This is a genomic window from Pacificispira spongiicola (assembly GCF_012926505.1).
Taxonomy (GTDB): Bacteria; Pseudomonadota; Alphaproteobacteria; order UBA8366; family Aestuariispiraceae; genus Pacificispira; species Pacificispira spongiicola.
In genome coordinates this window covers 629,007-652,747 of the sequence record NZ_JABBNT010000003.1, presented here as the reverse complement: position 1 = coordinate 652,747, position 23,741 = coordinate 629,007, and the positions used below count along the sequence as shown (strand labels likewise).

The 23,741-nt window shown below is 61.6% G+C and carries 20 protein-coding genes; 7 read left to right on the top strand and 13 right to left on the bottom strand.

The genetic code is table 11. The features are described 5' to 3' along the window. Positions 1–4: 4 nt before the first annotated feature. On the bottom strand, positions 5–787 hold the full coding sequence (gene cobS, locus HH303_RS12590) for an adenosylcobinamide-GDP ribazoletransferase (protein WP_169625671.1): 783 nt from the start codon (positions 785–787) through the stop codon (positions 5–7). A gap of 95 nt (positions 788–882) precedes the next feature. On the opposite strand from cobS, the gene cobT reads away from it, so the two are divergent. Together cobT and HH303_RS12580 are read left to right on the top strand one after the other, a co-directional pair. Then, complete coding sequence (gene cobT, locus HH303_RS12585) at positions 883–1,911, top strand: nicotinate-nucleotide--dimethylbenzimidazole phosphoribosyltransferase (protein ID WP_169625670.1); 1,029 nt, start codon at positions 883–885, stop codon at positions 1,909–1,911. 7 nt (positions 1,912–1,918) lie between these two features. Further along, positions 1,919–3,472: a bifunctional aminoglycoside phosphotransferase/ATP-binding protein gene (locus tag HH303_RS12580; RefSeq protein ID WP_169625669.1), complete on the top strand. Its 1,554-nt coding sequence runs from the start codon at positions 1,919–1,921 to the stop codon at positions 3,470–3,472. Here HH303_RS12580 and HH303_RS12575 read toward each other — a convergent pair. Together HH303_RS12575 and HH303_RS12570 are read right to left on the bottom strand one after the other, a co-directional pair. After that, a complete protein-coding gene (locus tag HH303_RS12575) occupies positions 3,469–4,437 on the bottom strand; it encodes a hypothetical protein (protein ID WP_169625668.1) in 969 nt (322 codons plus the stop codon). The genes HH303_RS12580 and HH303_RS12575 overlap by 4 nt on opposite strands. 46 nt (positions 4,438–4,483) lie before the next feature. Continuing rightward, a complete protein-coding gene (locus tag HH303_RS12570) occupies positions 4,484–4,837 on the bottom strand; it encodes a helix-turn-helix domain-containing protein (RefSeq protein WP_227421746.1) in 354 nt (117 codons plus the stop codon). Positions 4,838–4,970: 133 nt separating this feature from the next. On the opposite strand from HH303_RS12570, the gene HH303_RS12565 reads away from it, so the two are divergent. Both HH303_RS12565 and HH303_RS12560 read left to right on the top strand, forming a co-directional pair. Further along, positions 4,971–5,684, top strand: a complete 714-nt coding sequence (locus tag HH303_RS12565; protein ID WP_169625666.1) for a J domain-containing protein — start codon at positions 4,971–4,973, stop codon at positions 5,682–5,684. 65 nt (positions 5,685–5,749) lie between these two features. Next, the gene (locus HH303_RS12560; protein WP_169625665.1) at positions 5,750–6,880 is read left to right on the top strand and encodes a prephenate dehydratase; all 1,131 of its coding nucleotides are present in this window, start codon (positions 5,750–5,752) and stop codon (positions 6,878–6,880) included. Between the two features lie 15 nt (positions 6,881–6,895). On the opposite strand, the gene nudC is transcribed toward HH303_RS12560, so the two are convergent. Together nudC and HH303_RS12550 are read right to left on the bottom strand one after the other, a co-directional pair. Further along, positions 6,896–7,819 carry an NAD(+) diphosphatase gene (gene nudC / locus HH303_RS12555; RefSeq protein WP_169625664.1) on the bottom strand — a complete coding sequence of 308 codons (924 nt, stop codon included), beginning with the start codon at positions 7,817–7,819 and terminating at the stop codon, positions 6,896–6,898. A 53-nt stretch (positions 7,820–7,872) separates the two neighbouring features. After that, a complete protein-coding gene (locus HH303_RS12550; RefSeq protein WP_169625663.1) occupies positions 7,873–11,982 on the bottom strand; it encodes a PAS-domain containing protein in 4,110 nt (1,369 codons plus the stop codon). Positions 11,983–12,165: 183 nt separating this feature from the next. Between HH303_RS12550 and HH303_RS12545 the strand changes: the two genes are divergently transcribed. Then, the gene (locus HH303_RS12545; RefSeq protein ID WP_169625662.1) at positions 12,166–13,050 is read left to right on the top strand and encodes a trypsin-like serine peptidase; all 885 of its coding nucleotides are present in this window, start codon (positions 12,166–12,168) and stop codon (positions 13,048–13,050) included. Between the two features lie 22 nt (positions 13,051–13,072). Here HH303_RS12545 and HH303_RS12540 read toward each other — a convergent pair whose 3' ends face one another. The 8 genes from HH303_RS12540 to HH303_RS12505 form a co-directional block, all read right to left on the bottom strand. After that, complete coding sequence (locus tag HH303_RS12540; RefSeq protein WP_169625661.1) at positions 13,073–13,903, bottom strand: sulfite exporter TauE/SafE family protein; 831 nt, start codon at positions 13,901–13,903, stop codon at positions 13,073–13,075. A 19-nt stretch (positions 13,904–13,922) separates the two neighbouring features. After that, positions 13,923–15,143 (bottom strand): MFS transporter, encoded by a 1,221-nt coding sequence (locus tag HH303_RS12535; protein WP_169625660.1) that lies wholly within the window; start codon positions 15,141–15,143, stop codon positions 13,923–13,925. A gap of 48 nt (positions 15,144–15,191) precedes the next feature. After that, positions 15,192–15,473 (bottom strand): DUF2160 domain-containing protein, encoded by a 282-nt coding sequence (locus HH303_RS12530; protein WP_227421745.1) that lies wholly within the window; start codon positions 15,471–15,473, stop codon positions 15,192–15,194. Positions 15,474–15,488: 15 nt separating this feature from the next. Next, positions 15,489–16,286, bottom strand: a complete 798-nt coding sequence (locus HH303_RS12525; protein WP_169625659.1) for a carbohydrate ABC transporter permease — start codon at positions 16,284–16,286, stop codon at positions 15,489–15,491. Between the two features lie 3 nt (positions 16,287–16,289). Continuing rightward, complete coding sequence (locus tag HH303_RS12520; protein WP_169625658.1) at positions 16,290–17,153, bottom strand: carbohydrate ABC transporter permease; 864 nt, start codon at positions 17,151–17,153, stop codon at positions 16,290–16,292. Positions 17,154–17,164: 11 nt separating this feature from the next. Beyond that, the gene (locus HH303_RS12515; protein ID WP_169625657.1) at positions 17,165–18,241 is read right to left on the bottom strand and encodes an ABC transporter ATP-binding protein; all 1,077 of its coding nucleotides are present in this window, start codon (positions 18,239–18,241) and stop codon (positions 17,165–17,167) included. 11 nt (positions 18,242–18,252) lie between these two features. Then, positions 18,253–19,320: an ABC transporter ATP-binding protein gene (locus tag HH303_RS12510; protein ID WP_169625656.1), complete on the bottom strand. Its 1,068-nt coding sequence runs from the start codon at positions 19,318–19,320 to the stop codon at positions 18,253–18,255. 177 nt (positions 19,321–19,497) lie between these two features. Then, positions 19,498–21,234 (bottom strand): ABC transporter substrate-binding protein, encoded by a 1,737-nt coding sequence (locus tag HH303_RS12505; protein ID WP_169625655.1) that lies wholly within the window; start codon positions 21,232–21,234, stop codon positions 19,498–19,500. A 179-nt stretch (positions 21,235–21,413) separates the two neighbouring features. Between HH303_RS12505 and HH303_RS12500 the strand changes: the two genes are divergently transcribed. Then, on the top strand, positions 21,414–22,244 hold the full coding sequence (locus HH303_RS12500) for a DeoR/GlpR family DNA-binding transcription regulator (protein WP_169625654.1): 831 nt from the start codon (positions 21,414–21,416) through the stop codon (positions 22,242–22,244). Then, a complete protein-coding gene (gene glpD / locus HH303_RS12495) occupies positions 22,241–23,734 on the top strand; it encodes a glycerol-3-phosphate dehydrogenase (RefSeq protein ID WP_169625653.1) in 1,494 nt (497 codons plus the stop codon). The genes HH303_RS12500 and glpD overlap by 4 nt, the downstream gene beginning before the upstream one ends. Positions 23,735–23,741: the final 7 nt, after the last annotated feature.

Here is a 23,741-nt window from a genome sequence, read left to right as displayed (position 1 = left end):
CCCTTCAACTCATCAAGACGGCCAGGACGAGAAGCCCCACAACCTCCGCCATCTGTTCCATGGCGCCCAAACTGTCGCCATTGATGCCATTCAGCTTCGCCTTGGCCAAATAGCCGACCGCCAGCACGACGGCCAAACCGGCCGGCACGAAGGCGATGCCCATCCATCCCGGCACGATCAGGGAGATAGCAGCCCCAAGCCCCAGGGAAAAGCACGCGGTCGTCGGCGACGGCCGCCCGGCCATCACCGCTAGACCCGACGTGCCCGCACGCGGCAGCCAATTCATCGCGATGGGCAGGACGGACCGTGATGCGGCGTGCAGACCCATCAGAACGGTCGCCCCGGCGAGCCCCCCCCATTGTGCGGCAACCGATGCCAGCAGCACGATTTTCAGACCGGACACCAGTACGAGCGCCAGGACGGCATAGGCGCCGCTGCGGCTATCGCGCATGATTTCCAACCGCCGCTCCGGTGTCGCCCCGCCCCAGAACCCGTCGGCGCAATCGGCAAGCCCGTCTTCATGCAACGCGCCCGTGACCATGGCTGACGCGATGAAGGCCAGGATCGAGGCGGCCAGCGGCGGCAACCCGATCGCCAAGCCGCCCCACAGCACTGCCCCGGCAATCGCCCCGACAACGACACCGACCACGGGAAAGGCCCAAGCGGCCGTGCGGATCGGTACGTTGCGGAAGGGGACCGGCAGCCGGGTCAGGAATCCGCATGCCGACAGAAGCGCGTCAAAGTACGAGGTGGCGTCGGATTCGGGGATTTCGGTCTTGCTGGTCATGGTCGGAAGGCTTAAGCCGACAGGCGAAACCACGCAAGCGCGATCGATATGCGATCCTTCCAATATGTGATCCTTACTTGGGAGACTTCGAGCCGATGAGTGATGACGCCCCTGTAAAGGCCGATCTGGACGAAATCCGGGGCCTGCTGTCCGTCATGCCGAAAGCCGACGAGGCCGCACGGGATGCGGCGCGGGCCCGCGAAGGCCAGTTGACCAAGCCGCCGGGCGCGCTGGGTCGGTTGGAAACGCTGGCGGAATGGGTCGCGACCTGGCAGGGGCGGACGCCGCCGCGTATCGAACGGCCCCGCGTCGCGGTCTTCGCCGGAAATCATGGCGTCGCCTATAAGGGCGTATCCGCCTATCCCATCGCCGTCACCGCACAGATGGTCGCCAACTTCCAGGCCGGGGGCGCGGCGGTGAACCAATTATGTGCCGCCAACGACGCCGAATTGCGGGTTTATGAAATGGCGCTGGATCATCCGACAGCTGACTTCACCGACGGCCCGGCGATGACGGAGGAAGAATGCGCCACGGCCATGGCCTATGGCATGATGGCGGTGGAGGAAGGCATCGATATCCTGTGCCTTGGCGAAATGGGGATCGGCAATTCGACATCCGCCGCCGCGCTGGCCCATGCCCTGTTCGGTGGCAAGGCGCAGGACTGGACCGGTCCCGGCACCGGCGTGACCGGCAGTACGATGGAGTTGAAAATCCAGGTCGTGGATGAGGCCGTGACCCGGCACCTGCCGGAAATGACCGATTCTTTCGACGCGCTGCGCCGACTGGGCGGTCATGAACTGGCGGCGATTGCCGGTGCGATCCTGGCCGCGCGTGTCGGGCGCGTTCCGGTCATCCTCGACGGTTATGCCTGCACCGCGGCGGCCAGCATCCTGTACCGTGCCGATCCGCATGCCCTGGATCACTGCATCGTCGGCCATCTGTCGGCGGAACCGTCCCACCGTCGCCTATGCGAGGCCATCGGCAAGCAACCGCTGCTGGATTTCGGCATGCGCCTGGGCGAAGGATCCGGTGCGGCGGTCGCGTTGGGGATCGTGAAATCCGCCGTCGCCTGCCACAGCGGCATGGCGACCTTTGCCGAAGCGGGCGTCAGCGATAAGGACTGATTGAGCCATGACGGGCGGCCAGGACGCGATTTTCTCCTTCCTCGGCGATCCCGCGACCCATGGCGGCGAGACGCCGGAACGGGTCGACACCCACGCTGCCGTCGTCTTCCTGCTGACCGACCGTGTCTTTAAGGTGAAGCGCGACGTCGCCTATTCCTTCATGGATTTTTCCACGCGGGAAAAGCGGCGCACCGCCTGCCTGGAAGAATTGCGCCTGAACCGCCGCACCGCGCCGGACCTCTATCTCGGCACGATTCCCATCGTTCGGGAGAATGGCGAACTGGCCTTCGGCGCGATGGACAGCGATCCGAAGGGGACGTTGGAAACCGCCGTGGTGATGCGGCGTTTCTCCCACACGCTTTCGGAAGAGGCGGTTTCCGACGCAGACCTCGTCGACATCGCCGAAGCCGTCGCCCGGTTCCATGACGCGGAACCCGCGCTGACGGACGTTCCCGGTGCGGGGTCGATTCTGTCGGTCCAGGAAGGCAATTTTTCCGATCTCGACGGACAGGACGCCTGCGACCGGGACAAGTTGCGGCGGTTGATCGACCTGGGCCGAACCGTCTTCCATGCACGGGCCGACCTGCTGGACCAGCGCGCCACGGAGGGGGCGATCCGGCATTGCCACGGCGATCTGCATCTGGGGAATATCTGCCGTTGGGAAGGCCGCCCGGTCTTGTTCGACTGCATCGAATTCGACCCGGTCCTCGCCCGGATCGACACGCTCTACGACCTCGCCTTTCTGTTGATGGACCTGGACGATCATGACCGGCGCGATGGGGCGAATCTGGTCCTGAACCGATACCTGGAGCGCAGACCAGTGGATATCGGCGGGGTCGGTCTTCTGCCGTTGTTCCAATCCATGCGCGCACAGATTCGATCCAAGGTCGGGTTTGCCGGGGCAGGCTTCGCGAGCGGTGCGGCAGCGGAAAAGAAACGGGCCGACGCCGATGCCTATTTGGATTGGGCGCTTCGGTATCTATCAACGCCGAAACCCTGCCTTATCGCCGTCGGCGGCATATCCGGCAGCGGCAAATCGACCCTGGCGCGCGCCCTCGCACCGCATGTCGGGACCGCGCCGGGTGCCGTCGTGGCGCGCAGCGACGCAATCCGCAAGCGCCTGTTCAACATGACGCGGGATACCGACGCCCTGCCGCCCGAAGGCTATTCCACGCAAGCCAGCATCGACACCTATGCGGAAATGGCGCGCATTTGCGCCACCGCCCTGAATCAGGGCCACGCCGCCATTGCCGATGCGACCTTCACCCATGAAGGCAGCCGCGCGGATATCAAAGCCGTCGCGCAATCCCGAAGACTTCCCTTCGTCGGTCTATGGCTGGATATCGATCCGGAACAGGCCGTCCGGCGCGTCACGGCGCGCAAGGGCGACGTGTCGGACGCGGACGCACAGGTGGTGCGCGATCAAGTGCGGGCCGGATGGGGCGAGATGCGCTGGCACTCTATCGATGCCACCCTGCCGCTGGACGCTCAAATCGCCGCCGCCCAATCCATAGTCAAGTCCATAGTCAAGTCCACGGCGAAATCCATCATCGGGATTTAATTGATCGCGTTTCTCGTCTTCCCGCTCAGGAAGGGGATTGCCACGTCCTGATCGGGGATGACCGCGATGGCGACTGCGCGCTGACCGCGTGGCGTGTGATAGGGCAACACCAAGCGCTGATAGGATACCCAGGCCGGATCATGACCGCAGCCATCGAATAGCGCCCGGACATGACCGTAATGAGGTCTGCCGGTACGCAAGGCGTCGAAATAGGGTTCGGCAACGACATTTTCGAATTCGACATCGCCATGCCCGCGCGTCGACAGGGTCCCGACCACGTCACGCGCCCATTCCCGACCCAGATAGGACACGATATAGGCATGGCTGCCGACCTTGCGATAGAACAGATTCCCCGGCGCGTTGTCTTCGGAGAGGCTCAACGTATAGGGCGCGATTTCACGGAACGGGGAATCGAACAGTTCCAGCGCGTCCGTGCGACTCTCGTTCCACCGTTGGTACGCGGTGCGCAGCAGCCGTTTCGCGCCGTCCAGATTCTCGATGCCTTGGTCCTTGCAGGCAATCAAGCCGGACGGCGTAGAGCCGCGATAGTCGGACAATTGATCGACACGCCGCAGGGCCGCTTCCGAGTCGCCATAGGTTTCGGTCGCCCAGCCCCCGTAATAGAAGCGAAGCCGAATTTCCGGCACCTTGATCCTGATCTTCAGCCAAGCCTTCAGAATGGACAGCGCCGACGGATCGACGGCGCAGACATCCCATTCGATGCGAACCCCGCGCCGCATCCGTTCCAGCCGGACCATACCGTAATGGCACATCATCGCGGCAGCGGCGGAGCTGCCCGGCGGAAAGGGATCGCCGGGCGCAAACTGCGCCCGTTCCGAATCGTCGTTCGCGAAAAACCGATAGCACCGCAACGAGCCGTCGTCATACAGCCACCAGCCCGAATTGGTCATCGGGTCCGCGAAATCCAGGCCGCGCCCGTTCGCTACCCATGGCTTGTACAGCACTTCTGCGCCCCTCCCCTTCGCGTCGTCCTATCTCATCGCGTCGCTATCAATCGTTCCCCGCGCAAACCTTGATCAGGTTCAGCACCTGATTGCGGATATCGTCGTTTTCGATGGAGTCGATCTGCTTCGCCAGATGGATGGTCCGCGGCGGTAACAGTTCCGTCCCGCGCTCCTTCACACCGCGTTCCATTTCCTCGAAGAAGAAAGAGACCGGCACGTCCAGCGCCTGGGCGATCGACCAAAGGCGGCTGGACCCGATCCGGTTCGCGCCTTTCTCATATTTCTGTACCTGTTGAAAACTGATCCCGAGCTTGTTGGCCAGTTTTTCCTGGCTCAATCCCTTTGCTGCCCGAGCTTCCCGCATTCGCAAGCCGACATGCACATCAATGGGATGCGGCATGGCATTTTTCCTTTCGACCATTGGAGGGGTGTTCGAAGCGCCCTCATATCCCCCAAGTAAAGCGGATAGAGGGATCGGAAACAAGCGTAAGCGATCTTCCCAAGAAGCGGCAAATCGCCTAGGAAACTCTGGTATGAACGACTCGCTTCGCCTCGTCTCAACCCCCGATGGTCCGGACCCGTCTCCGGAACACAAGAAATCCTATTCCATTTCCTGCTCCTCCTCCTTTCGCGACCGGATTCTCGATCTTGCGGCCCGCCGCGGCGTGAATGCCGCCGATCTCGCACGCTCCGTCATGCTGATGCTACCGCCGGATGTCGTCGTCGCCGCCGCCGATCCGGGCGGACCGGAACGGGAGGATCGGGAAACCGTGACCCTGAAATCCGGTCCGGGAAAAGGGAAGCCGTGGCGGCGCAAGCCCCGCCTGCAAGTCCGCCTGCCGGAAGGCTACGACCCGGTCGTTCTGCGCAAGGCCCTGGGACTCGCGCTCGACCTGGATGCCGGGACCTTGCGCATTGAGATCGAACCCGCCGGGACGCCGACACGCGAGGCCGACCGGGCCGCCGCAAAGGCGCAGCAGACGCGCCTGCGAGACGAGAACGACCGACTGCGCACCGCCCTGTCCATCGCCGGCGGCGACAAATTGGGGCACGCCGTTCGAACGAAGGACGAGGCGCTGTTCGTCCTGGGCTTCCCCCCCGGGTCCCGCCCGGATTCTGCCCGTATCAAGGCACGGTTCCGTCAATTGGCGACCATCCATCACCCCGACAGCGGCTTGGGGGATACGGACCGCATGACCGAATTGAACCAGGCGATGAGCTTCATGCGTGGATATGAGAAAAATTAGTTATTCTCATATTTATAAGAAATAAAAATCTTGACCTACCCTGCACCGCACCGTAAAGCGGGGCCATGAGCCTACCGCACAGACTACGGGAGGCCCGCATCGCCGTGGGCCTCAGCCAGAAGCAACTGGCCGACAGGCTGGGTGTCACCCAGTCCACCGTTGCCTTGTGGGAGGCAGGGAAGACCGCCCCGCGTCGAACCCTGATGCCGAAACTGGCGGCGGTGCTTAAAAGTTCCGTGCCCGCGCTGGAACACGGCATGGGACCGGATACGGGCACCATCCCGACACAGCAGACGGCGACTATCGCCGCGACACGACAGGAAAGGGCATCCGCCATGATCGCAAACCCCGCGACCGATAACCCGGTCATCGCATTCCAGGGCGTCCCCGGCGCCTATTCCCATCTGGCATGCCGCGGCGCGTTTCCGGCCATGGAACCGATGGCCTGCGCCAGTTTCGAAGACGCCTTCGCCGCCGTGGAGGAAGGCCGGGCCGGTCTTGCCATGATTCCGATCGAAAACTCCCTGGGCGGGCGTGTCGCGGACATCCACCACCTGTTGCCGGAATCGAACCTGTTCATCATCGGCGAATATTTCCAGCCGGTGCATCACAACCTGCTGGCGCCGAAGGGCGCGACGCTGGACACCGTCAAGGAGGCCCGCAGTCACCAGCAGGCCCTGGCCCAATGCCGCAGCACGCTGCGCGAATTGAAAATCAAGCCGGTGAACGCCCCGGACACGGCGGGCGCGGCGCAAGAAGTCGCGAAACTGGGCGATCCGTCCGTCGCCGCGATTGCGTCCTCCCTGGCCGCCGAAACCTATGGGTTGGACGTTCTGCGCCCGCGCATCGAAGACCGGATCGGCAATGTGACGCGCTTCATCGTCATGTCCCGCACCCGGATCGAACCCGACCCGCGATCCGGCCCATGCCTGACCAGTTTCGTGTTCACCGTGCGCAGCGTCCCGGCATCCCTATACAAGTCGCTGGGTGGTTTCGCGACCAATGGCGTGAATATGGTGAAACTGGAAAGCTATATCAGCGTCGGCGACGATTCCCGCGCCCGATTCTACGCCGAAATCGAAGGACACCCGGCGGACAAGGCGGTCGATCGCGCGATGGAGGAACTGCAGTTCTTCACGACGAATGTGAAGCTGTTGGGCGTCTATCGAGAATCGCCGGACCGGAATAAAGAATAAAAAAAACCGGTGGGATCAGCCGCCACGCATCCAATCCTGGATCAGGCGATAGGCAATGGAATCCCGGCGCGGCAGGGCGAAGCGGTCGTCTTCCGGACAGGCCGCGACCTCCGCCCGGGTATACCAAGCAGCCTCTTCGATTTCATCCGTGGCGACGGACAGGTCGAAATCCAATGCCCGCGCGCTGAAGCCCAGCATGATGGACGACGGAAACGGCCAGGGCTGACTGGAATTGTAGCGAACATCCGCGACCTGGACGCCGACCTCCTCCATCACTTCGCGCGCGACCGCATCCTCCAGGCTCTCGCCCGGCTCGACAAAGCCCGCCAGGACGGAAACACGTCCCGGCGGCCATTCCTTTTGGCGGCCCAGCACGATCCTGTCCGCGCCGTCATGCACCAGCATGATGACCGCCGGGTCGGTACGCGGGAAATGCGGTGCCCCACAATCCGGATTGGTACAGCGTAGTTCGTGACCGGCCTTCGCCGCGCGCGTGGGCGCGCCGCACAGCCCGCAGAAACGATGCCGCTTGTGCCAATGCACCAGCCCCCGCGCATAGGCCAAAAGCGCCCCGTCATCGAGGGACAGAGTCGGTCCGACCCGGCGCAAATCTTCGAAAAACCCGCCTTCGGCGATTATCGGCGGCTCTTCATGATGCGACAGATCGACAGCAAAATGCGGGACGCCTTGTGCGTCCAACCCCAGGAAAACGCGCACGGTGCCGTCGGGCAGGTCATCCAGGGCGTCGGCGGGCAGAAGGATGCCGACCGGATCGCCGTCCAGGCGAACGAAATTCCGATCCTGCCAGATCGGCACCACCAAGGCGCGCGCCCAGGCTTCGGACAGGGCGTCGATATCCGTGCGCAGACGGTCTGCCCGATCCAAGGGGCCGGATGCGTACATGTTCGACGGATGACTGTGATGCGGTACGGATTTCATGGCGGCACCCTGGCATGGATTCGTTTGCCGGGGCAATTACCCAGACAGGACGGTCACAAGGAATCTATATCGCCCAGCAAATCCGCCAAGGCCGCTTCGGCCTCTTCGGAAAGCGCATCATCTCTCCCCGGATCGTCCTCTCCGGCAGTACCGGATTCTCGGTCATCGGACGACCGGCGCGGAACCGTTCCCGTTTGCCGCGCGATGGCGGCGCTCAAATCGTCCAGGGACACCGGCTTCGACACGTAATCGGACATCCCTGCCGCAAGATAGCGTTCGCGGTGTTCGGACAGGGCATTCGCAGTCAACGCAATGATGGGAACATCCGCCCAATCCTGACCGGAGGCGCGGATCCATTGCGTCGCCGTCGGCCCGTCCATTTCCGGCATTTGAACATCCATCAGGACCAGGTCGTAGGTCTGCTTCCGAAGGGCCTGAATCGCCTCCACGCCATTTTCCGCGAGTTCGAACCGATGGCCCATTTTTTCCAACATCGTGCCGATGACCACCTGGTTCACCTTGTTGTCTTCGACCAGCAGCAGGAACAATCCTGGGGTCTCTTGGCGTTTCGTCAAAGTCGCGGTTCTGGCGGCGGCCACCGCTCCTGGATCGCCCAAATCCAAGACGACAGTGAAGCGAAAGGTCGACCCTTCCCCTTCCGTACTTTCGAAGTCGATCGTCCCTTCCATCAGATCGACAAGCTGCCGGCAAATCGCCAACCCCAAGCCGGTGCCGCCGAACTGCCGGGACGTCGACGAATCCGCCTGAGTGAAGCTGTTGAACAGTTTTCCTTTCGCCGAGTCCGGAATGCCGATCCCGGTATCTTCCACCTGTATTTCGACACGGTGACGGGACGGATGGTCGGATACGGGTTCCGGCCGGGCGCCGATCCGGATCAGCACGTAGCCTTCCATCGTGAACTTGATCGCATTGCCGACAAGGTTGAACAGAATCTGTCTCAGGCGGGTCGCGTCCCCCCTGAAGACCCGCGGCATGTCGGGGTCGTCCTGCAGGATCGACAGTGATAGCCGCTTATCTTCCGCCAGCGGCATGAGGAGGTCCACAACACCACCGGCGACATGCGTCAGATCGAAGTCCCGTTCCTCAAGATCGATCCGTCCGGCCTCCAGTTTCGAGAAGTCGAGGATATCGTTCAGAATCGTGAGCAGATCGGACGCTGACTGCTGTGCGATCAGGGCGAACCGCCGTTGTTCGGCGGTCAGGTCGCTGTCCAGGATAAGGCTCATCATCCCCAGAACGCCATTCATCGGCGTCCGGATTTCATGACTCATCGCCGCCAGGAATTCCGACTTTGCACGGGTCGCCGCCTCCGCCTGATCTCGCGCCTCCGCGATATCGCGCGCCATGTCGATCAGTTCGGCACTCTGACTTTCCAAACGATGTTGATTTTCCCGCTGTTCCGCAACGATCCGGGTCAGGTCCTGTTCCGCCCGCGCCCGCTGGGTCACGTCCTGGAAGGTGCCGCCGACGCCGACACATGTACCGTTCGCGTCGTAAATGCGCTGGCCCCGCTCCTGGATATAGCGTTCGGACCCGTCCCGGCATTGGATGCGATATTCATCGTTATAATCCGCAAGAGACGCCGCCACATCATCCGGGCGACTGGCGACCCGCCGCCGCCCCGGTCTGGCGACATGGGCGGACAGCCTGTGGAAATCCCAAATGTCGCCGCGAGAGTCCGGGTCCAAATCGAAGATTTCGAATACCTGCGCGGACATGCGCGTAAACCGTTCTTCCGCGAACAGATATTCGAAGTCGCCGATCCCCGCCAGACGCTGCGCTTCTTCGACCTTCGCCTGCGCCTCGGCCATGCGGGCTTCTCTCTCGGCGATTTCCGTAACGTCGATGCGCAGCCCGATCCGGCCCCCCAGCTTCGTCCGTCGATCCACGAATTGGATATGACGCCCGTCGGCAAACCGGACGATGTCCGACCCCTCGCCCTGCCGATAGGCGCGCAACCGATCGCCGATATAGGAATCCAGGGTCGCCCGGTCGTCGGCATCGATCAGGACCGTCCCGGCCTCTACCGCCAACCGCACGAGCGTTTCATAAGTAACGCCCGGCTTAACCTGCCCCCCCAGATCACCGAAATAGGTCATGTATTCGGCGTTGCACAGGACCATTCGGTCATCCGCGTCGAACACGACCATCCCTTCGGAAATGGAATCGATCGCGGTTTTCAGGACGTCTTCGGTCTGGGCCAACGCCTCCAAGGCTTCTTCAAGCTGTTTTTCGCGCTCTACCAGTTCGGTGACGTCGACGCGGAAACCGACCACCCCGCCTTCCGGCGTGGTGCGTTCCTCGATCCGAAGCCACCGGCCGTCATTCAGCTTTTGCAGCATGGGGGCGCCGGGTTCCAGATGCGCGCGCAGGCGTTCTTTCAGAAAGGCTTCCTTCGCCGCCTCGTCGTTCGGGTCGACGGTATATTGGCCATTGTCCAAACCGTATCGGATGATGTCCTCGAACTTGGCCCCGATCTCGATATATTTCTTACTGTCGCTATAAATCTCCGCATAGCGGGAATTGTAGAGGACAAGGCGGTCATCGCTGTCATACAGCACGAAACCTTCATTCAGGGATTCCAGCGCGACGGTCAGCCGCTCGTCGGCGGCGCGCCGTGCCTCCGCAACGGCCTCGAAATCGCGCAGCGCTGTTTCCGCCTCCCGTTGATGGCGTTCCGCCGCCGCCGATAGAGCGTTCGAACGCGCCAGGAGCGCCGTCATCAACAGGCCGAACAGCAGCACCGCTTCGGAAAACCATGGAACGTTACCGAATGTTCCATCCTCCGCCGGCATGACATAAAGATGCCAGGCAGGCCCCAATGTCGGAACGAGTTCCAAACTGGCCCGGTCCTGATCGAATTCAGGCTGCCCGAATCGGAATTCCCCTTTATCCGGACCGATCAATAGAAAGGACAAGTGGAAACCGATCGAATTCGCCCTGAAATTTTGGGTAATGCGATCAAGGTCGATAACGGCAAGATAGACTCCCGGAACCGTATCGCCGCGCAAGACCGGCTGAACCACCAACAGTCCTGTCCGGCCATCCGGCAACGGAACGGTTCGGGGAAATACCGCCGATTTCAACGCAAGCGACCATCCCAAAGCCCCGGACCCGGCAACCGCAGCTTCGAGATTTTGGATCGCGTCTTCCGGAAGCACGCCACTGCCTTCAAAATCCCGAATGCCGCCGTCCGGCGTCATGGTCGCAAGGGCCACAACCGCCGGATAGTCGCGCAGGAAGGTTTCCGCATCGGGATGCCACAATGCTTGATTCAGGCCGTCCGCCAGTCCCCATCGGGCGGCCATCCGTTGCACGCCTTCGACCTGGTGTTCGATCCGCGCGGACAGGCCTTGGATGGCGGTACGGGTCTCTAGCGCGACCTCCCGCTCCTCGGCACGCCATTGCTGCGAATAGACGATTTGCCAGGCAAGAAAGGTCGCAATCAAGCCGCACAAGACGATAACGGACCCCGGCAACACGTGCCGAAACCGCACGTCGTTCAGCAATGCGGACCGCGCCGTCGCCGCCGTCGTCGCCGCCCCCAGAAGAAAGAGCGCAAACCGGCTGAACGGCGGGGCGACGCTGTGTAAATTGGCGGGAAGATAGGGGGTCATCTCCATCGCGTCCGTCACGGTGCCGGATACCGCCAGGAAAATCAGTACCCCGCCGGCAATTCCCGAAACGACACCGTTATAACGACGTGACGGGATCGGAACGGCAAGCACCAGCCCCAAGACTCCCAAACCGATCGCCGTCGCAGGCGCTTCGAACAGGGTACGCAGATCGAAGGTGCCGACCACGCAGAAGCGCCCGCCTAAATCAGCGAACTTTGCAACGAGGAAAACCACCGCGGTGCCCGCAACCAAGCCGGACACGATCCGCGCGCCATTCGTCGATACCGGCATGCGCCCCGACGCCGTTTCGGATCGATGCAGGATGAAAAGGCTGGCGGCCAAAATTGAAAAGGCTATCAGACTGGCTGGATATGTCTGCCGGATGGATTGCGACAACAATCGCCCGGACAGAATACCTTCCACTTCCTGAATGCCGTATATCGCACAAGACAGTAGGACCAGTCCGACCAGAACCGATATCGACAGTCGAAGTTTGGCGGCGATTGCGGACGCTTTTTCCGGCATTCGGCTTCCTACCCCGTACAATCAGACTCCGGCAAGCACACTCCGGAAAGTCGCATACCCGCAGTAGCCGAACCTTCCCTTGCCCTCCCGTCAAGGTGGATGGACTTCCCCGCCATACTCCATTATATCAAATTTAGCTTTCCGAACGGTTAATTCCTTTTAAAGAACGCACGGGACGAGCCTATGAACACAGCGCAACAGGCATTCCGTGCCCTTCTTATCGCATTGGCCACCCTCTGTTACGGTGCCCTTTCGGTCCATGCGGACGAAGCAGATTTAGACGTCACGACCACCAACCGTATCGTTGTCGATGCCTCCAAATATCCCTGGAGCGCGGTCGGCCGCGTGAATATCAGCGGCGTCGGTACGCGGTCCCACTGTACCGGGGCGCTTGTCGGCGAACGCGTGGTGCTGACCGCCGCCCACTGTCTCTATTACCGATCGACGAAGCGCTATGTCGCGCCGGGCTTGGTGCATTTCGTCGCCGGATATCAACGCGGCGAATTCGTCGCCCATTCGACCGCCGTCCAATTGATCCCGGCGCCGGGATTTCAGGGGGAACTTTGGGCCGATCCGTCGAATATGGAACATGACTGGGCCTTGGTCGTCCTGCAGGAGCCGATCGGCCGCAAGACGGGGTATCTGGGTTTCCGCACGCTGACGCCCGAGCTTCTGGACCGCATGACGACGGAAAGCCGGTTTTTCTATTTGTCCGGCTATCCGCGCGACAGGGCGCATGCGATTTCCGTCGACAAGGAATGCCGGATCGAACGCTTCCTGGGACAGGGCGAGTTGCTGAGCCATAGCTGCGCCATCGTCGGCGGAGATTCCGGCGCGCCGATCACCGTGGCGACGTCGCGCGGTTTGGACATTATCGGATTGAACAGCGCGACCCATGTGCCGCTGACCGACGGCACCATGACCAACACGGCGGTGCCGATCCACACGATCCTGCAATTGATCGAACGGGTGATCCGCGAGACGGAGGAAAATCCCCGTTTCGCCGCGAACCATCAACGCAGCGGGCGCGGGCCGGTGCAACCGACCCCTACCAGCAGCGACGACTGACCCTCCGGCGGAAATTAATCCGTCAGGTCAGGACCGACCACGCCATCCGGCAGGCGGTGACGAACAGGAACAGCGCAAAGGCCTTACGCAGCAATTTCGGTGAAATGGTATGCGCCAGCTTCGCCCCGACCGGTGCGAAAAGGATGGTCGACGGCACGATCATGGCAAAGGCGACGAGATTCGCATAGCCGAGGCTGTAGGGCGGCAGATCCGGTTCGCCCAATCCCGCGATGATGAAACCCACCACGCCCGGCAGCGCGATGATCGGCCCCAGCGCCGCCGCCGTCCCGACGGCCCGCCGGATCGGCACCCCGAACAGGGTCATGCTGGTCACGCCCAACGTCCCACCGCCGATCCCCATAACGACGCTGAATCCGCCGATGAAGCCGCCCATCAAGGCACGCCCCGGCCAAGACGGCAGCTTGTCGGCGATTTGCATACCTTCGCGACCAAACGCCATTTGCGCGGCGACCAAGGCGGCGACCGCGGCAAAGACCGACCGCAACGCGTCGCCGCCTGCGCGCGCGCCGATCACGACACCGATCAACACGCCCAGAACGACCCACGGCCCCAGCAGCTTCAGCAATTCCGGGTCCACCCCGCCGCGCCGCCAATGGGATCGTGCGGAAGAAAGTCCCGTCGGCACGATGGTCGCCAGCGAGGTTCCGACCGCCAAATGCATACGGATGTCTTCCGGAATACCGAAATAGGGGAACAGCAACACCAGAATCGGCACGATGACGATCCCGCCGCCCACGCCTAACAAGCCGGCCAATGTACCCGCCACCGCGCCGGTCGCAATCAATGCAATGGCAAAAGGCAGCAGGAAGGCGATGTCGAACTCAAAACTCATGGGGCGTGCTCCGGAAAGATTAGGCGGGCGGGTCAGGAAGACGTTTCGCACTATAGACGGCGATGGTGAAGCAAAGAAAGCCGAACAGGATCAAGAATACGAGACCGACGGTTAAAACACCGTAGCCTCCCCAGGACCAGATCGCGCTACCGACCGATGGAGAAATCGCGGTGCAGGCGACGAAGGGAAGCGCCATCGCGCCGGAAATGCTGCCGAAGCCGCGGCGTCCCAACAACTGCGCGGTCACGACCGGCCGCGTAATACTGGTCACGCCATAGCCCGCGCCCTGCAGGGTCACGAAACAGAACAGCAAGGCGACCGCGCCGCCGACCGGTCCCCAATAGGCCGCGGACAATAGAACGCCCGCCACTGCGATGACCAGAAAGCTGGCCCCACAGATTCCCACCATGCCGACGCGGCGTTCCGCCAGGATCATGACGATTCGCCCGACGACCTGCAGCACCCCGATCAGCGAGATCGCCGCAACAGCGACCGTGCCGTCGACCTGCCGTTCGGCAAGCAGCGGCAGCAGGTGATTGACGATCATCCCGTGATTGAGCGCGATTGTCGAAAAGCCGATCGCCAGCAGCCAGAAAACGGGACGCCGCATCGCGTGTTTCAATGCCGATGCGCCGTGCCCGCCCCGTTCGTGCGGCAGTGGTCCTTCCCCATCGCGCATTGCCGTGCCGATCCAGAACAGAGGCACCGCGACCACCAGCACCATCCCGGCAAAGGCCAGCGCCGCGCTGCGCCACCCGGCCATATCCGCGATGGCGTTGGATAGCGGAAAGGACAGGCTACCGGCGAATCCCGCCACCAGGGTGATGACGGTGATCGCGGGACCGGCATTGCCGCCGCGCTGATGGGTCAGGAAGGCGAAACAGGGTTCATAAAGACAGCCGCCCATCGCAAGGCCGAGGCCGACCCAGACCGCGATAAAGGCCGGTCGACTGTCGACTTGTGTCAGGGCGATCAACAGAAAGGCCCCCATAACCGCGCTGCCGGTCAGGACCAATCGACCCCGGTCGCCGTCGATCAAACGCCCGATCCGGGGTGCCGCGAGGGCGGAGGTCACCAGCGCGCAGGTCGCGGCCAAGGTGGTTTCTCCTCGCGTCCACCCGAAATCCCCTTCCCAGCGCAGCAGCATGGCCGGGAAGAAATAATAGAACCCCGCCCAGACCAAGGTCTCGGCGACGGCCAAACACCAAAGACGGTAATCTTTCAGGACGGATCGGTTCATCGCCCGGGCACTTAGCCGGGACGCTCAACCGGCGTCAATGGCTGCTTTTCACACCCAGCGGAATGTCACAAAACCCCAACACAACGCGATGGCGAGCGGGGCATAGAGCGGCGTTCCGAAGAAGCCGAGCCAGAACAGGAAAATGAAGGCGCTGCCCAATAGCCAGATGAACAGCCGGTCTCCGCGCGTCGTGTCCAGGCCCAGAATGCCGCGCCGGGGCGCGCCGCCGGGACGTTTCAGTTCCAGGACCGTCATCGTCGCCAGACAGCAGGCAATGAAGACGAAGAAGGCGGCTGTCGGCCAGGTCCAGGCCATCCAGGTCATGTTCATGGGACCAGCCCTCCCTTACACGCGGCCAAGGGCAAAACCCTTGGCGATGTAGTTGCGCACGAAATAGATCACGAAAGCCCCCGGCACGATGGTCAGCGTTCCCGCGGCGGCCAGCAACCCCAGTTCATAGCCGGACGTACTGGCCGTCCTTGTCATGGTCGCGGCGATGGGTTTCGCTTCCACCGCCGTCAGCGTCTTCGCCAACAGCAATTCAACCCAGGAGAACATGAAGCAGAAGAAGCAGGCGACGCCGATCCCCGCCGCGATGGTCGGAATGAAGATCTTCAGGAAGAAACCCCAGAAGGAATGCCCATCGACATAGGCGGTTTCATCCAGTTCCTTCGGCACGCCGGACATGAACCCTTCCAGAATCCAGACCGCCAACGGAATGTTGAACAGCGTATGCGACAGGGCGACGGCGATATGCGTATCGAACAGCCCGACCGCCGAATACAGTTGGAAGAACGGCAGGGCGAACACGGCGGGCGGCGCCATGCGGTTGGTCAGCAGCCAGAAGAACAGATGCTTGTCCCCGACGAAGCGATAGCGGCTGAACGCGTACGCCGCCGGAAGCGCCACCGCGACCGACAGGACCGTATTGATCCCGACATAGGTCAACGAATTCACATAGCCCATATACCACGTCGGATCCGTGAAGATCGTGACGTAATTATCCAGAGTGAATTCCTTCGGATACAGGCTGAACCCGCCCAGGATCTCATTGGTGGTCTTGAACGACATGTTGACCAGCCAATAGATCGGCAACATCAGAAAGGCGATATAGGCAGTCGGAACGATCCAGGATTTCCGCATGGCTCAGCTCTCCTCGTTCCGCATCATCAGCGTGTAAAACACCCAGCTGAGCAGCAGGATGATCAGGAAATAGATCAGCGACATCGCCGCCGCCGGGCCCAGATCGAACTGACCCAGCGCGATCTTCACCAGATCGATGGACAGAACCGTGGTTGAATTCCCCGGGCCGCCGCCGGTCAGCACCGATGCCTCGGTATAGATCATGAAACTGTCCATGAAGCGCAGCAGCACCGCGATGGTCAGGACGCGCTTCATCTTCGGCAATTGGATATGGCGGAAGATGGCCCATCCCTTCGCCCCGTCGATCTTCGCCGCCTGATAATAGGCGTCGGGGATCGACACCAACCCGGCATAGGACAGCAGCACGACCAGTGAAGTCCAATGCCAGACATCCATTAGGATCAGCGTGAACCACGCATCCCCGGGTTGACGCGTGAAGTTGTAGTCGAAGCCCAATGCATTCAGGACATAGCCCAGAAAGCCGATATCCGGCAGGGCGAAGATGTTCCACATCGCGCCGACCACGTTCCACGGAATCAGCAACGGCAAGGCCATGAGGACGAGGCAAACCGGTACCCACGGCCCCTTGCGCGGCATGGTCAGCGCAATGGCGATACCCAATGGGATTTCGATCGCTAGAATGGAGAAGGTGAACATCAACTGCCGGAACAGGCTGTCGTGGAAGCGTTCGGAATTCAGCACCTCCTCGAACCACAACACACCGGACCAGAAGAACGTGTTGTCGCCGAAGGTTTCCTGAACGGAATAGTTCACCACCGTCATCAACGGGATGATGGCGTTGAAGGCGACCAGAACGAAAACCGGCAGGACGAAGAGCCAGGCCTTTTGATTGACTGTCTTGTTCATCGTGCCTCTCCCTATTCCGCCAGCCAGCCGTCGGCATACAATCGCGTATTCGCCGGATCGAAGCGCAACCGTGCGCCGTCGCTGGGGATTTCCTTGCCTTCACCGACCAGCAGGCGAACCGTCTGGCCGTCGCATTTCGTTTCCACGATACGGAACCGGCCGGCATCGCTGACCTTCGAAATCTGCACCGGCAGGCCCCCCTCTTCATTTGGGCCACTGAAACTGACGAATTCCGGGCGAATGCCGATTTCCAGGCTTTTCCCGTCCGTTCCCTTCGCTTGATTGGCGATGGCGACCGGCTGTCCGGCCAGGATCGGTTTTCCGTTGTCCAGCGCGCAGGGCAGCACATTCATCCCCGGCGAGCCGATAAAGTGGCCGACGAAGGTGTGGTGCGGCTTTTCGAACAGTTCGACCGGCGTGCCGACCTGCACCACCTCGCCCAGATTCATCACCACGACCTTATCCGCGAAGGTCAGCGCTTCCGTCTGGTCATGGGTCACATAAATCATCGTCCGCTTCACCCGCTGATGCAGCTCCTTCAGCTTGGAGCGAAGCTGCCATTTCAGATGCGGGTCGATGACGGTCAGCGGTTCGTCGAACATGATGACGTTCACGTCCGTCCGAACCAGACCGCGGCCCAGGGAAATCTTCTGCTTCCCGTCGGCGGTCAGGCCCTTCGCCCGTTCCTTCAGGCGGTGGGACATGTCGATGAATTCCGCGACTTCTCGAACCCGCTTATCGACCGTCGCCGGATCGACCCCGCGATTGCGCAGGGGAAAGGCCAGATTGTCATAGACAGTCATCGTGTCGTAGACGACGGGGAACTGAAACACCTGCGCGATATGACGCTGATCCGGCGGCAGAGGCGTGACATCCGTCTCGTCGAACAGAATGCTGCCGCGCCGGGGCCGCAGAAGGCCGGAGATGATGTTGAGCAGTGTCGTCTTCCCGCAGCCGGACGGCCCCAGCAAGGCATAGGCGCCGCCGTCGTCCCAGGTCAGATCGACCTGCTTCAACGCCCAATCCGCTTCTTCGACCGGGTTTTCCATATAGCTGTGGCGGATGCCGTCGAGCGTGATTTTTGCCATCGGCCCCCTCCTTATCCGGCGATCAGGGCGCCATCCGCCCCGAAATAATAGGCGTGGCGCATATCGGCGTAGAGTTCCGCCGTCGCCCCGACATTGAAGGCATGGATGCCGTGCGACAGGGACACCCAGGTTTCGTTCCCGACGCGGATATGGACGGTGCTTTCGGACCCGCTGAGTTCCGTGACCAGAACTTCTCCCGCGATCTTTACATCGCGACCTTCCCCCGGCACCGGCGAGATATGATGCGGCCGAAGGCCCAGTTCATAATCCCCGTCCGGCACGGCGGCAAGATGGGCGGGAGGATCCCAACTCGCCACCGCGCCGAGCGTGATCCGCCCGTCATGCTTGCGGATTGTCGCTGTGTTGATCGGCGGCTCGGAAAATACCTTGGCGCTGATCACGTCCTTGGGGGTACGGTAGATATCGCCCGTGGTTCCGAATTGCGTCACGCGGCCTTCATGCAGGGTCGCCGTCTTCCCACCCAGCAACAGGGCTTCCGTCGGTTCGGTCGTCGCGTAAACCACGACGCAGTCCCGGTCGGCGAACAGCTTCGGCAATTCCTCGCGCAATTCCTCGCGCAATTTGAAATCCAGGTTGGCCAGCGGCTCGTCCAACAGCAACAGGCCCGAATCCTTCACCAGCGCGCGGGCCATGGCCGTGCGCTGCTGCTGTCCGCCGGACAGTTCCGACGGCCGGCGGTCCAGCATGGCCGACAGTTTCAACAGCTCCGCCATTTGGCCGACGCGCGCTTTGATTTCCGATTCCGATACCTTCGCGACGCGCAGGGGCGAGGCGATGTTTTCGAACACGGACCAGTTCGGATAGTTGATGAATTGCTGATAGACCATGGACACATTGCGGTCCTGGACCCGCATACCGGTCACATCCCGGCCATCGACGAACAACCGCCCGCCTGTCGGACGGTCCAGCCCCGCCATCAACTGCATCAGCGTGGTTTTCCCCGACAGCGTGGTGCCCAGCAGGATATTGAAACTGCCAGCCTCCAACGTCAGGTCCGTCGGGTGGATATGGACTTCCTCCCCGACCGTTTTCTCAATTCCCTTGAGTTCAAGCGTCATACCGTACCGATCCTACGCGGTTGCCCCCAACTGACACCCTTGGTCAGACGTCCCTGCCGGGTCGCCGGGGCGGTGATCAATCATTTCGAAAATCGACGAAAGAAAGCGATTGGCGAATTATACCACGGAAAGGTCCGGCCCGGGGTGAGGTCCCCGGGCCGGTCCTTACGCGTCACCTCAATTGGACGCCCAGCGTTTGACGAGTTCGTCATAGTTGACGGTTTCGCCCTGCGGCTTTTCGTTGGCGAGTTTCGCCTTCGCGCCGCCCTTGCCGAGCCATTCGCTCGGGTCCTTTTCCTCGTTCAGACGCGGGCCACAACCGCCATAGGTGTTGTTGGCTTCGTCCGCCCGCTGCATGCGGGACATAACCTGATCCATCTCACCGGCGAGACGGTCCATGGCTTCCTGAGGGGTAAAGGTACCGGAGTTCACGTCACCGATATTCTGCCACCAGAGCTGGGCAAGCTTGGGGTAGTCGGGAACGTTGACGCCGGTCGGGGTCCAGTTCACGCGGTCCGGGGACCGATAGAACTCAACCAAGCCACCGAGCTTCGGTGCACGTTCGGTAAAGCTTTCATGCCGCACCGTGCTGTCGCGGATGAAGGTGATGCCGACATGGCTCTTGCGGACGTCGACGGTCTTGGACACGACGAACTGAGCATACAGCCAGGCCGCCTTCTGGCGATCCAGCGGGGTCGACTTGAACAGCGTCCAGGAACCCGTGTCCTGATAGCCGAGCTTCTGGCCTTCTTCCCAATACGGGCCGTGCGGCGACGGGGCCATGCGCCACAGCGGCGTGCCTTCGTCGTCGACCGTATTGTTGCCGTCCGATTTCGGCGCGACCATGGACGCGGTGAACGCCGTATACCAGAATATCTGCTGGGCCACGTTACCCTGGCTCAACGCCGGGAGGGACTGATAGAAGTCATAATCGGCAGCCCCCGGAGGCGCATACTGACGCAGCCATTCGTCCCATTTGCGGATTGCATAGACCGCGGCCGGGCCGTTGGTCGCACCGCCGCGGCTGACGGACGCGCCGGACGGGTTGCAGCTGTCGGCTTCCATGCGGATGCCCCATTCGTCGATCGGGCGACCGTTCGGCAGGCCCTTGGACCCGGCACCGGCCATGGACAGCCACGCATCGGTCATACGCCAGCCCAGATCGGGCGCGCGCTTGCCGTAATCCATGTGGCCATAAACGCGGACGCCGTCGATTTCCTTCACATCGTTGGTGAAGAATTCGGCGATATCCTCATAGGCCGACCAGTTAACCGGAACGCCCAGTTCGTAGCCGTATTTTTCCTTGAACGCGGATTTGATCTCCGGGCGGTCGAACCAGTCCTTGCGGAACCAATACAGGTTCGCGAACTGCTGATCCGGCAGCTGGTACAGCTTGCCGTCCGGCCCGGTGGTGAAGGACCGGCCCATGAAGTCGTCCAAATCCAACATCGGGTTGGTGACGTCCTTGCCGTCGCCCGCCATGAAGTCGGACAGGTTAACCGCAAGCTGCAGGCGCGAATGCGTGCCGATCAGATCGCTGTCATTGACATAGGCGTCATACAGGTTCCGGTTCGTCTGCATCTGCGTCTGAACCGCCTGCACCACTTCCCCTTCGCCGAGAAGCTGATGGTTGACCTTGATTCCCGTAATTTCTTCGAACGCTTTGGTGAGAACCTTGGACTCGTATTCATGCGTCGGAATGGTTTCGGAGAGTACGTTGATCTCCATCCCCTTGAACGGTTCAGCAGCCTTGATGAACCATTCCATCTCTTCCATCTGCTGGTCTTTCGTCAGGGCCGACGGCTGAAATTCGCTATCGATCCACTTTTCGGCTTCGGCTTCTCCGGCCTGTGCGGCACCGGTAACGGCCATCACCGCGACGATCGCAACAGACGCGATCAGTCCTCTTCGCATTTTAAGTTACCTCCCTAGATTTATTCGTTATGCGACCACTATCAAACGAAACTAAAAACGCGTCAATACGAAAATAAAATAGTTGTTTTTGGGTGCATATCGGGGAGATAATGGCCCTGATACGCGCTTATTGTGCAATGCGAAAATAAAAACGAAAGAAAACGAAAGGCGGGAGGATTATGGAGGCGTTGCCGCCCAGACATGCGCAGATTCTGGCGCAGGCCCGACAGGATGGCCGGGTGCAGGTGGATGCGCTGGCCGTGGCCTTCGACGTTTCCGTGCAAACGATCCGTAAGGACCTGAACGACCTAAGCGACCGCAAACTGCTGCAGCGGGTTCACGGCGGCGCCCTGTATCCATCGGGCGCCAGCAACCTTGCCTATCATTCGCGCCGATCCCTGGCGGCGGATGAAAAACAGCGCATCGGCGAACGTGCCGCGTCGCTGATCCCGGACAACAGTTCCGTCATCCTGAACATCGGCACGACGACCGAACAGGTCGCGCTGGCCATGCGTCAACACCGCGGCATCATGGCTGTCACAAACAACATCAATGTCGCGAATATCCTGCGCGGTGTTCAGGGAACGGAAGTCATCATTGCCGGCGGCATCGTGCGCCCGTCCGACGGTGGTATCGTTGGGGAATCGGCGGTCGAATTCATGCGTCAGTTTCGGGTGGATTACGCGGTGATCGGCGCATCCGCGATCGATGCGGACGGGGCGATTCTGGATTACGACTATCGGGAAGTGCGGGTATCGCAGGAAATCATCCGGCAGGCACGCAAGACGATCCTGGTGGCCGACCGGATGAAATTCGGACGCAGCGCCCCGGTCCAGATCGCGCAGCTTGCGGAAATCGACATCTTCGTCACGGACCGGCCTTTGCCCGACGCCCTGGCCGATATCTGCCGTCAGAACGGCATTCAGGTCGAAACCTGTTTCGACGCAGACGAGGGGCTGGAGGAAACCGACGATCCCGTCGACCGGAATGCGGGAGACGTCGGCGTATGAGCGCGGATCGGGTTTACGATATTTTCGTCATCGGCGGCGGCATCAACGGATGCGGCATCGCCCGCGATGCGGTGGGGCGCGGCTATTCCGTCGGCCTGTGCGAAAAGAACGATCTTGCCAGCGGCACATCCTCCGGCTCGACAAAACTGATCCATGGCGGATTGCGCTATCTGGAACATTACGAATTCCGGCTTGTGCGCGAATCCCTGATGGAACGCGAACGCCTGTGGGCGAATGCACCGCATATCATCTGGCCGCTGCGTTTCGTCCTGCCGCATCACAGCGGCTTGCGCCCCGCCTGGTTCCTGCGCCTGGGCCTGTTTCTGTACGATCATCTGGGCGGGCGGAAACGGCTGCCGCCGACGAAGGCGCTGGACCTGCGTCGCGACGCGGCGGGCGAGCCGTTGAAGCCGGAATTTACCACGGGATTCGAATATTCGGATTGTTGGGTTCAGGACGCGCGCCTGACCGTTCTGAACGCCCGCGACGCCGCCGACCGCGGCGCGGATATCATGACGCGTACGGAATGCACCGGCCTGCGTCGCGACGATGGTTTGTGGCACATCGACTTGAAGGATGTCGCCAACGGCACCGAACAAACGGTTACGGCGAAACTGGTGATCAATGCGGGCGGCCCCTGGGTCGATCACATCCTGAACCGATCCCTCGGCGACAACGGTGCGCATAATGTCCGGCTGGTTCAGGGCAGTCACATCGTGACCCGCAAACTGTACGATCACGACCGTTGCTACATCTTCCAGAATGCGGACAAACGCATCTTCTTCGCCATCCCGTATGAGCAGGATTTCACCCTGATCGGCACGACCGACCGGGATTTCGACGGCGATCTGGATCATTTCGGGATCAGCGACGAGGAAGTCGATTATTTGATCGCGGGCGCGAATGGGTATTTCGACCGGCGGATCACGCGCGACGACATCGTTTGGACCTATTCCGGCGTCCGTCCCCTCTACGACGACGGTGCGGGGGCCGCCCAGGAAGCGACCCGCGACTATGTCCTGCGCGCGGACGAGGTTCCAGGCGGCCCGCCCCTGATCAACATCTTCGGCGGCAAGATCACGACCTATCGCCGTCTCGCGGAAAGCATGATGGAAAAGGTCGAAACCTTCCTGGGCCGCAAAGGGCCGGTCTGGACGGAAAGCGCCGCGCTGCCCGGCGGAGATTTCCGCGTCGCCGATATCGACGAGATCCGAAAATCCTATGTCGCGAAACAACCGTCCTTGGGCGACCGAACGATCGACCGTCTGATCCGGCACTATGGCACGGCGGCAGCGGTGATCCTGGACCGTCCGGACGGATTGGGGCACTGTTTCGGGGCGGATTTGTTTGAAGCGGAAGTTCGCTACTTGATGGAAAAAGAATGGGCCAGGACGGCGGAAGACGTTCTTTGGCGCCGGACCAAGATGGGCCTGCGCCTGACCAAGGACGAAGCCGGTAACCTGGACCGCTGGATGCAGGACAACGGGTGAGGAACGT

Coding starts and splice junctions, on each gene's coding strand:
- HH303_RS12570 (WP_227421746.1), bottom strand. CDS start 4,837: ATGCCGCATCCCATTGATGTGCATGTCGGCTTGCGAATGCGGGAAGCT.
- glpD (WP_169625653.1), top strand. CDS start 22,241: ATGAGCGCGGATCGGGTTTACGATATTTTCGTCATCGGCGGCGGCATC.
- cobT (WP_169625670.1), top strand. CDS start 883: ATGAGTGATGACGCCCCTGTAAAGGCCGATCTGGACGAAATCCGGGGC.
- cobS (WP_169625671.1), bottom strand. CDS start 787: ATGACCAGCAAGACCGAAATCCCCGAATCCGACGCCACCTCGTACTTT.
- HH303_RS12505 (WP_169625655.1), bottom strand. CDS start 21,234: ATGCGAAGAGGACTGATCGCGTCTGTTGCGATCGTCGCGGTGATGGCC.
- HH303_RS12540 (WP_169625661.1), bottom strand. CDS start 13,903: ATGAGTTTTGAGTTCGACATCGCCTTCCTGCTGCCTTTTGCCATTGCA.
- HH303_RS12560 (WP_169625665.1), top strand. CDS start 5,750: ATGAGCCTACCGCACAGACTACGGGAGGCCCGCATCGCCGTGGGCCTC.
- HH303_RS12510 (WP_169625656.1), bottom strand. CDS start 19,320: ATGACGCTTGAACTCAAGGGAATTGAGAAAACGGTCGGGGAGGAAGTC.
- HH303_RS12565 (WP_169625666.1), top strand. CDS start 4,971: ATGAACGACTCGCTTCGCCTCGTCTCAACCCCCGATGGTCCGGACCCG.
- HH303_RS12535 (WP_169625660.1), bottom strand. CDS start 15,143: ATGAACCGATCCGTCCTGAAAGATTACCGTCTTTGGTGTTTGGCCGTC.
- HH303_RS12530 (WP_227421745.1), bottom strand. CDS start 15,473: ATGAACATGACCTGGATGGCCTGGACCTGGCCGACAGCCGCCTTCTTC.
- HH303_RS12525 (WP_169625659.1), bottom strand. CDS start 16,286: ATGCGGAAATCCTGGATCGTTCCGACTGCCTATATCGCCTTTCTGATG.
- HH303_RS12550 (WP_169625663.1), bottom strand. CDS start 11,982: ATGCCGGAAAAAGCGTCCGCAATCGCCGCCAAACTTCGACTGTCGATA.
- HH303_RS12580 (WP_169625669.1), top strand. CDS start 1,919: ATGACGGGCGGCCAGGACGCGATTTTCTCCTTCCTCGGCGATCCCGCG.
- nudC (WP_169625664.1), bottom strand. CDS start 7,819: ATGAAATCCGTACCGCATCACAGTCATCCGTCGAACATGTACGCATCC.
- HH303_RS12515 (WP_169625657.1), bottom strand. CDS start 18,241: ATGGCAAAAATCACGCTCGACGGCATCCGCCACAGCTATATGGAAAAC.
- HH303_RS12520 (WP_169625658.1), bottom strand. CDS start 17,153: ATGAACAAGACAGTCAATCAAAAGGCCTGGCTCTTCGTCCTGCCGGTT.
- HH303_RS12545 (WP_169625662.1), top strand. CDS start 12,166: ATGAACACAGCGCAACAGGCATTCCGTGCCCTTCTTATCGCATTGGCC.
- HH303_RS12500 (WP_169625654.1), top strand. CDS start 21,414: ATGGAGGCGTTGCCGCCCAGACATGCGCAGATTCTGGCGCAGGCCCGA.